The following is an 8,322-nucleotide window of genomic DNA, read 5'->3' as shown; positions in this document are numbered from 1 at the left end:
GCCCCGACAGCCCAGACAGCCCCGGCCGTGGCCCCGACCGGCGCTGCCCCCGTCCGCGGCCAGACCGAGAAGCTCTCCCGCCTGCGGGCGTTGGTCGCTCGCCGCATGGTCGAGTCGCTGCAGATCAGCGCGCAGCTCACCACCGTGGTGGAGGCCGACGTCACCCGGATCGCGCGGCTGCGGGACCGGGCGAAGAGCGGCTTCCAGGCTCGGGAAGGCGTCAAGCTGTCATTCCTGCCGTTCTTCGCCTTGGCGACCTGTGCGGCGCTGCGTGAGTTCCCGCAGCTCAACTCCAGCATCGACGTCGAGGCGGGCACGGTCACCTACCACGGGGAGGAGAACCTCGGCATCGCCGTGGACTCCGAGCGTGGGCTGGTCGTGCCCGTCATCCACAACGCCGGCGATCTCAACCTCATCGGACTGGCCCGCAAGATCGACGACCTGGCGAGCCGCACCCGGGCCAACCGAATCTCGCCCGACGAGCTCGGCGGCGGCACCTTCACCCTGACGAACACCGGCAGTCGAGGCGCCCTGTTCGACACTCCGATCATCAACCAGCCGCAGGTGGGCATTCTCGGCACCGGCATCGTGACGAAGAAGCCGGCCGTCGTCGACGATCCGGAGCTGGGCGAGATCATCGCTGTTCGTTCGACGGTGTACCTGTCCCTCACCTACGACCACCGCATCGTCGACGGTGCCGACGCGGCTCGCTTCCTGGCCTTCATCAAGCACCGGCTGGAAAACGGAGCCTTCGAAGCCGAACTCGGCCTGTAGCCCGGTCACGGCCGGCTGACCGTCCGGTCAGCCGGCCGTGACCGGGACGTTCTCCGAGACCCGCCAACCGGAGCCGGTACGGATCAGGGTGAGGTCACGTCGTTCCGGCGACTTCGCCGCCTGATGCGCCAGCACCTTCCCCCCGGCGTCGAGGAAGTCGTAGGCGTTCAGGCGTTGGGTGACCCGCAGCACGGTGCGGTCCGGTTCCTCGACCCGGACCTTGAGATCGAGGATGTCGCTGCGCAGTGCCGAGGCATGCGCCCCCCTCGCGACCACCTGCCTCATCAGCGCGATATCCGAAGCGTGCAGCTCACTACCCGCGGCATCAGACTCCGTCAGGAGGCTCTCGTCAGCCCGCTCGAACGCACGGCTGCGCGCGGTGTTCAACTCGGCGAGTACCGAACGCCAGACCTGCTCGGGCGACTGGTTGGCGACCGGCGACGCCGTCGGTCCCCGCCCGGCCGCGGAGGCTGCACCGGTTGGTGGCGCGGACGTCCCGGCCGCGCCGGGTGCATCGTCCTTCTCCGGGCTGGCCAACAGCAACGCGACGGCCGCCACGACCACCAGCAGGCCCAGCCCGGCGGTCACCGGGAACAGCAAGCGCTGGCGGCGGGCTCCCACCCGACGCGGTCGGCGCGCGGAGGTCGGCCGGGTGCTCCGGCCCGGGGAGCCCGAGGCGGTCGTGTGCCCACGCGGACCTCGCTGCGTCCCCTGGCCGCTTCCGGTGGATCCGCCGGAACGCGGTGACCGCGGCCCCGGAGCAGCCGCACCCGGGGTGGCCAACCCCTTGCCCCCGGAGCCCCGACCGCCACCGCGGGCGGCCTTCCGAGGGTTGGTCGTCGCACGGGTCGATCGTCGGGGCGGTGGCGGCAACGAGTCGAGCAGCTCCGCGGCGTTGACGGCCGTCGCTCCGGTGATGGCCCGGTCGGGCTGGGCCGGATCGTCGGGCGGGTCCACCCAGGGGATCGCCGGCAGGGTGTCGGTCGGCGAGGGACCGCGCCGCGCCGCGCCACCCGGCTCGCCGCCGCCCGCCTCGCCGCCGCCCGCCAGGCGGACCGGGAGCGGAGTCGCACTGCGGGCCAGCGACGCGGCGAGTTCCAGGGCGCTCGGTCGCCGACGCGGGTCGTCGATCATGGCGGTCGCCACCGCCACCGCCACCGCCACCGCGGCCGCGTCTGGCCCGGTGGCCTCACGCATCGCCCCGAGCAGCAGAGTGGCCAGGTCATGGACGTCCGCGGACGCGGCCTCGGGTGGAATCGGATCCGGTCTGGCGGCGTCGGCCAGCGCCGCGACCCCGAGCCCGATCAGAACCGGACGCCCGTTCGGCTCCAACAGGATGTCCGCACGCTCGAGCCGGCCATGCACGACGCCGACGGCGTGCGCGGCGGCCAGGGCCTGCGCGATCGGCAGACCGATCGTGACGACCTCACCGGGGTCCAGGTCCCCGCGGGCGGCGAGCAGCCGCGCGAGGCTGACACCGCCGACGACCGGCTCGGTGATCAACGCCAGGCCCTCCGCGGTCGGCAACACCGCCACGACCGGCACCAGATGGGGATGCTCCAAGTCCACGAGGGCCCGGGCCGCGATGACCGCCGCGGAACGCAGCACCGGGTCCGGCGCCAACCGCACCCGCCGCACCACGCACTCGATTCCGGACTGGTCGAACTGACCCGACCAGAGCTCTCCAGAGCCGGCGTCCCGCAGGCGGGAACGCATGCTCACCCCCGGGACCTCGGGTACGCCGCCGACGCGCCGGGCCGGCCTGTCCGCGGAATCGTCGGTGAAGGTCACAAGAAGCGACGCTAGGCTCAAACCGGTCCGGTCTGCCTACCTCTTCGTCCGGTTGTGGATAACTTTTTACGATCCACCGCGGGGTATGCGATCGACGACCGTCACATGCGACAGCCTTCAGAGAGCGACGAACCCGTGCAGATCCTCGCTACCAGCGGTGGCTTCCTTCCGGACGGCCGCTACGGAGCCAAGGTCGGTCCCATCCTCCATCACGCCATCAGTCTGTCCGCAGCGGGCGCACGGCCCCGGGTCTGCCTGCTGCAGACCGCCCTGGGCGACGACCAGGCCGCCTACGCCCGCGGGTATGCGGCGTTCAACCGCGACCGGCCCGACGTGCTGCTCTCCCACCTCACGCTGTTCCCGATACCGAACATCGCCGACATCCGCGCCCATCTGCTGGCGCAGGACGTCGTCTGGGTCGGTGGGGGCAGCGTCGCCAACCTGCTCGCGGTCTGGGCCGTGCACGGGCTCGGTGAGATCTTCCGCGAGGCGTGGGAGACGGGGGTCGTGCTCGGTGGAGTCTCCGCCGGTTCACTGTGCTGGCATGTGGGCGGCACCACCGACTCCTTCGGCCCGGCTCTCCGCCCGGTGACGAACGGCCTCGGCTTGCTGCCCTTCAGCAACACCCCGCACTACGACTCGGAGGCCGGCAGGCGGCCGCTGTTCCAGCGGCTGGTCGCCGAGGGCACGCTGCCGGCCGGATGGGCGACCGACGACGGAGTGGGTCTGCACTTCCACGGCACCGATCTCGTCGAGGCGGTGGCCGACCGGCCCGGGGTGCACGCCTGGCGGGTCGAACGCGGTCCGGACGGCACCGCCGTGGAGACCGCGGTGGTGCCCCGCCTGCTACCCACGGTGCCCCGCGACTGAGCCGGCAGGCTTATGATTGTGGATGTTTTCGGGCTTTCCGCGGCCCCCACCGCGAAGCATGGGACAGACAGCGCTTCCTCGCCAAAATCCGCTTGGCCGCGGAGCCTCCCCTCCTTTGAACCGGTCGCCGAGCAAGCTGAGCAGATGGAGCTGGTGGTATGACCGCCGTCGCCCCCGAGGGTCGTCCGCTGCTGCGCATCGAGGCCCGTAATGCGCAGACGCCGATCGAACGCAAGCCATCGTGGATCAGGACTCGGCTGCGCACCGGCCCGCAGTACCAGGACGTCAAGGGGCTGGTCCAATCGGCCGGGCTGCACACGGTGTGCGAGGAAGCCGGCTGTCCCAACATCTACGAATGCTGGGAGGACCGCGAGGCGACCTTCCTGATCGGCGGGGAGGTCTGCACCCGCCGCTGCGACTTCTGCCAGATCGACTCCGGGCGGCCTGCCCCGCTCGACCATGACGAGCCGCGCCGGGTGGCGGAGTCCGTCGCCACCATGGGCCTGCGGTACGCGACGGTCACCGGAGTCGCTCGGGACGAGCTCGCGGACGGCGGCTCGTGGCTGTACGCGGAGACGGTCCGCCAGATCCACGCACGCTCGGCCGATACCGGCGTGGAGGTCCTGATCCCGGACTTCGGCGGCCGGCCCGACCGGTTGGGCGAGGTGTTCGAGGCGGCGCCCGAGGTACTCGCCCACAACCTCGAAACCGTACCCCGGATCTTCAGGCGGATCCGGCCGGCGTTCCGGTACGAGCGCTCACTCGACGTGCTGCGCCAGGCCCGCCAGGCCGGGCTGGTCACGAAGTCGAACCTCATCCTGGGTCTGGGTGAGACGGCGGAGGAGATCCACACGGCCCTGCGGGATCTGCGGTCGGCGGGGTGTGAGCTGCTCACCGTGACCCAGTACCTGCGCCCGACGCCGCGGCACCATCCGGTCGAGCGGTGGGTGCGGCCGGAGGAGTTCCTCGACTGGGGACGTGTCGGCGCGGAGCTCGGGTTCTCCGGGGTGATGTCCGGTCCGCTCGTCCGGTCTTCCTACCGGGCCAGCCGCCTCTACCAGCAAGCGATGACGGCACGTGACCAGGACCGCAGCGAAATGTCCGTTCCCCCGGAAAGTGTGTCGGAGAACTCTCACGGGCAACGGCCGAGTCCGTGGTGACCATTCCTCGAAGCAGCTAGAATTAGCTTAGAGTTATCCACTCGTTACATGGGGGTCATCCTCTTCGCCCATCATCGAGGTGTGTGCCCACGACCGTGCCGGGAGGTCGTTCCCATCGTGCTCCGTTCACTGCTCAGCGTTCTCGAAGAAGTGACCCTGCTGCTGCTGCCGCACGGAGGTCAGAAGACCGCGCGTCGTAACGCCTGGCGGGCGGCCACCGATCTGCACGTGACGACCGGCTATCGATGGATAGATACCACCGTGCCGCTTTCGGTCACGTCGGTCACGCCCGCGCCGCCCCGAGTCACCACCCCGGGCCGCCGCCCCGCGTCCGCGCGCGGTCGCCGCCCAGCCCTGATCCGCGTCACGCCCTGATCACGCCCGGCAGTCAGATCCGTCGGACTTCCCGCCGGCCAACGGCGATCAGCGAGCACGGGACGAGTATCCCTACCGCTAGCCAGGAGGCCGTAGGCTCGCGGTCATGGCACTGAAGAAGAAGCCGACGGACGCCCCGGGGCCGGCGACCCCTGGGGCGGCGGGGAAGGACCAGTCGGCGGGCGCAGCCGACAAGAACGGCGCGGCTGGCAGGCGCGGCACCAACCCTGGTGCCGCGGGGAAGACCCCCGGTGCGGCCGGCAAGGCTGGCGCGGCCGGTCGGAACGGCCGCGGCGGCGGGACGGGACCGGGAAAGGGATTCACCACTCGGGTCGCCCAACTCCGGATGATCTACAAGGTCACCCGGCAACGCGATCCGCGGGCGCTCTGGATCACCCTGGCGGGCTTCCTCGCCCCGGTCGCCGTCGGCATCGTGCTCGCAATCTTCGTCGGTCCGCTGTACCTGTGGATTCCGATCGCCCTTCTGCTCGGGGTAGTCGTCTCCCTGAACCTGTTCAGCCGGCGGGTGCAGCGGACCGCCTACGCCGAGATGGAAGGCAAACCGGGCGCCGCCGCCGGAGTGATCGAACGGATGCGGGGCGAGTGGCGCATCACCCCCGCCGTCGGCGTCAACCGGCATCAGGATGTGGTGCACCGTGTCGTCTGCCGGGCCGGGGTCGTGATCATCGCGGAGGGTCGCGGGCGTGGCCCGCGGGAACTGCTCGCCGCCGAGAAGCGCCGGATCCGCAAGGCGGTCGGCGACACGCCGGTGACCGACATCATCATCGGCACCAGTGAGGGGGAGACTCCCCTACCCAAGCTGCAGAGCACCCTGATGCGGCTGCGGCGCACCCTGCGCCGCAGCGAGGTCGACGCCCTTGACCGTCGCCTGCGGGCGATGGGCGGCGCGGCGCTGCCGATCCCGAAGGGACCGATCCCCCGCAACATCCCGCGCGGCGGCCGCATCCGATAGCGCCGCCGCCAGGCGTGGTCCGCTGTGCGGCCCACGGTGGCCCACCCCGAAGCCTCGAAGTGGAGGGGATCCGCGCTACTTCTCGGGGCCGGGCTTCTCGGGGTCGCGCACCACCACAGTCCCGGCGGCACGATCGTGAAGGCCGCGTAGGTCACGGTCCCAGATGAACACCGGGATGAACAGGCCCAGCAGAACGGTACGCACGACGATCCACGGCCAGGACTGCCGACCGCAGTCACGCAGCCGGATCACACGGATGCCGGCCAGCCGCATGCCGATCGTCTGACCGGCCGTACCGACGAGGATCAGCTCTTCGAGCAGGAAGAGCGCGTAGATCGCAAGGCCACGCGCGTCTGCGGCGTAGCTCAGTCCGACGATGTACAGCACGCCGACGATCAGGTTCGCGACGACCGCGTCCACGAGGTAGGCCAGCAGACGCGGGCCGAACCCGACCACGGATCCTCGGCCGTCCCGCGGCAACCCGAGGCGTACCCCGGGCGGGGTGTCCCGTGGCAGACCTGGCCCGTCAAGCCAGCCTCCAAGTGCTCGTCCCACGACGCAAGCTTATGTGGCACCGCAACATGCACCCAACTCATCACGTTGAGTAATGAAGTGGGTTTCGGTAACGCTACGGAAACCATCCCGTGATGTCGTACACCGATGACCTGGTGACCGGAGACACGCCAACATGGCGTAACCTGTGGGCCTAAGAAGCGTGACGCGATGCTGGAGGACGAATGTTCACAAAAGCAGAAGACGTGCTTCGCTATATCCGGGACGAAGACGTTCAGTTCATCGATGTCAGGTTCTGCGATCTTCCCGGGATCATGCAGCACTTCACCATCCCGACCCAGGTCTTCGCGGAGTCGGTGTTCACCGAAGGTCTGATGTTCGACGGCTCGTCGATCCGCGGCTTCCAGGCCATCCACGAGTCCGACATGCTGCTGCTACCGGACCCGCACACCGCTTTCGTGGACCCCTTCCGCGAGCACAAGACCCTCGCCATGACGTTCTTCATCCATGACCCGATCACCAAGGAACAGTACTCCCGGGATCCGCGCAACATCGCCAAGAAGGCGGAGGCCTATCTCCGGGGCACCGGCGTCGCGGACACCGCGTATTTCGGTCCGGAGGCGGAGTTCTACATCTTCGACGATGTGCGTTATGACTACAACCCCTACGGGTCGATGCACCAGGTCGACTCGGTCGAGGCCGCCTGGAACACCGCCCGGAAGGAAGAGGGCGGAAACCTCGGGTACAAGCCGAGGTTCAAGGGCGGCTACTTCCCGGTGCCGCCCACGGACCACTTCACCGACCTGCGTTCCGAGATGACCCGGGTGCTCTACGAGACGGGTATCACCGTCGAGATGCAGCACCACGAGGTCGGCACCGCGGGCCAGGCGGAGATCGACATCAGGTACGACACGCTTCTGAAGACCGCCGACAACCTGATGCTCTACAAGTACGTCATCCGCAACGTCGCCCGCGGCCGCGGCAAGACCGTCACCTTCATGCCGAAGCCGCTGTTCGAGGACAACGGATCCGGTATGCACGTCCACTCCAGCCTGTGGAAGGACGGGGAGCCACTCTTCTACAGCCCGAACGGGTACGGCGGTCTCTCGGACACCGCCCGCTACTACATCGGGGGGCTGCTGCACCACGCCCCGGCGCTGCTGGCCTTCACCAACCCCACCACGAACTCCTACCGTCGGCTCGTGCCCGGCTACGAGGCACCCGTCAACCTGGTCTACTCGGCCCGCAACCGGTCAGCGTGCTGCCGCATCCCGCTCAGCGGTGACTCGCCGAAGGCCAAGCGGGTCGAGTTCCGCGTGCCGGATCCGAGCTGCAACCCGTATCTCGCCTTCGCCGCGATTCTGATGGCGGGACTCGACGGCGTGCGGAACAAGATTGATCCGCCGGACCCGATCGACAAGGATCTCTACGACCTCCCGCCGGACGAGTTGGCCGCGGTTCCCCAGGTCCCGGGTTCGCTGGAGAAGGTGCTCGATGCGCTGGAGGCGGACAACGAGTTCCTGCGGGAGGGCGACGTCTTCACCGCGGATCTGATCGAGACCTGGCTGGACTACAAGCGGGTCAACGAGGTCGACGCCATCCGCCTGCGGCCGCATCCATACGAGTTCACCCTCTACTACGACATCTGACGCCCAGCCGTAAGGTTCCGGCCATTGACCCATCGCCGGGCCTCGGGCGATCCGGCGGGCGCCGAGGCGGTGACCACAACCGGGTCCCGGACAGGTGCGGCACCGGTGAACCGCGGGGGGTCGGTCACGCTCTCGAGGCGGGGAGCCCTGATTGACCCCTGCGGTTCGTCTGGTCCTTCGCCGCGGCGCCAGAAGGCCTCTTCGAGCCGGGGACGCG

At 69.4% G+C, this 8,322-nt stretch carries 8 protein-coding genes; 6 read left to right on the top strand and 2 right to left on the bottom strand.

Translation table 11 applies throughout. The annotated features are described in order from the left end of the window. Positions 1-774: 2-oxo acid dehydrogenase subunit E2 (locus tag AC08OX_RS11765; protein ID WP_476607852.1), on the top strand; the 774-nt coding region annotated here is incomplete at its 5' end. Positions 775-801: 27 nt separating this feature from the next. Here AC08OX_RS11765 and AC08OX_RS11760 read toward each other — a convergent pair. After that, entirely contained in the window at positions 802-2,490 is a 1,689-nt protein-coding gene (locus AC08OX_RS11760) for a protein kinase (protein WP_476607854.1), read from the bottom strand. A 210-nt stretch (positions 2,491-2,700) separates the two neighbouring features. Here AC08OX_RS11760 and AC08OX_RS11755 point away from each other — a divergent pair, with 210 nt between their 5' ends. The 4 genes from AC08OX_RS11755 to AC08OX_RS11740 all read left to right on the top strand — a co-directional run bounded on the left by AC08OX_RS11755 (position 2,701) and on the right by AC08OX_RS11740 (position 5,943). Further along, positions 2,701-3,435 carry a Type 1 glutamine amidotransferase-like domain-containing protein gene (locus AC08OX_RS11755; protein ID WP_476607853.1) on the top strand — a complete coding sequence of 245 codons (735 nt, stop codon included), beginning with the start codon at positions 2,701-2,703 and terminating at the stop codon, positions 3,433-3,435. A gap of 158 nt (positions 3,436-3,593) precedes the next feature. Further along, on the top strand, positions 3,594-4,595 hold the full coding sequence (gene lipA / locus AC08OX_RS11750) for a lipoyl synthase (protein ID WP_476607851.1): 1,002 nt from the start codon (positions 3,594-3,596) through the stop codon (positions 4,593-4,595). 117 nt (positions 4,596-4,712) lie between these two features. Beyond that, a complete protein-coding gene (locus AC08OX_RS11745; RefSeq protein WP_476607850.1) occupies positions 4,713-4,970 on the top strand; it encodes a hypothetical protein in 258 nt (85 codons plus the stop codon). A gap of 106 nt (positions 4,971-5,076) precedes the next feature. After that, on the top strand, positions 5,077-5,943 hold the full coding sequence (locus AC08OX_RS11740) for a DUF4191 domain-containing protein (protein WP_476607849.1): 867 nt from the start codon (positions 5,077-5,079) through the stop codon (positions 5,941-5,943). A 75-nt stretch (positions 5,944-6,018) separates the two neighbouring features. On the opposite strand, the gene AC08OX_RS11735 is transcribed toward AC08OX_RS11740, so the two are convergent. Further along, a complete protein-coding gene (locus AC08OX_RS11735) occupies positions 6,019-6,498 on the bottom strand; it encodes an RDD family protein (RefSeq protein WP_082456814.1) in 480 nt (159 codons plus the stop codon). A gap of 182 nt (positions 6,499-6,680) precedes the next feature. Between AC08OX_RS11735 and glnA the strand changes: the two genes are divergently transcribed. Next, positions 6,681-8,105 carry a type I glutamate--ammonia ligase gene (glnA, locus tag AC08OX_RS11730; RefSeq protein ID WP_011437527.1) on the top strand — a complete coding sequence of 475 codons (1,425 nt, stop codon included), beginning with the start codon at positions 6,681-6,683 and terminating at the stop codon, positions 8,103-8,105. The last annotated feature ends 217 nt before the right edge of the window (positions 8,106-8,322 follow it).

This window comes from Frankia sp. CoBUL1 (assembly GCF_978021245.1).
This window is presented reverse-complemented; position numbering and strand designations above follow the sequence as displayed.

Bases quoted from the DNA above. Each gene is read 5' to 3' on its own strand.
- AC08OX_RS11740 (WP_476607849.1), top strand. From the start codon at position 5,077: ATGGCACTGAAGAAGAAGCCGACGGACGCCCCGGGGCCGGCGACCCCT.
- AC08OX_RS11760 (WP_476607854.1), bottom strand. From the start codon at position 2,490: ATGCGTTCCCGCCTGCGGGACGCCGGCTCTGGAGAGCTCTGGTCGGGT.
- glnA (WP_011437527.1), top strand. From the start codon at position 6,681: ATGTTCACAAAAGCAGAAGACGTGCTTCGCTATATCCGGGACGAAGAC.
- lipA (WP_476607851.1), top strand. From the start codon at position 3,594: ATGACCGCCGTCGCCCCCGAGGGTCGTCCGCTGCTGCGCATCGAGGCC.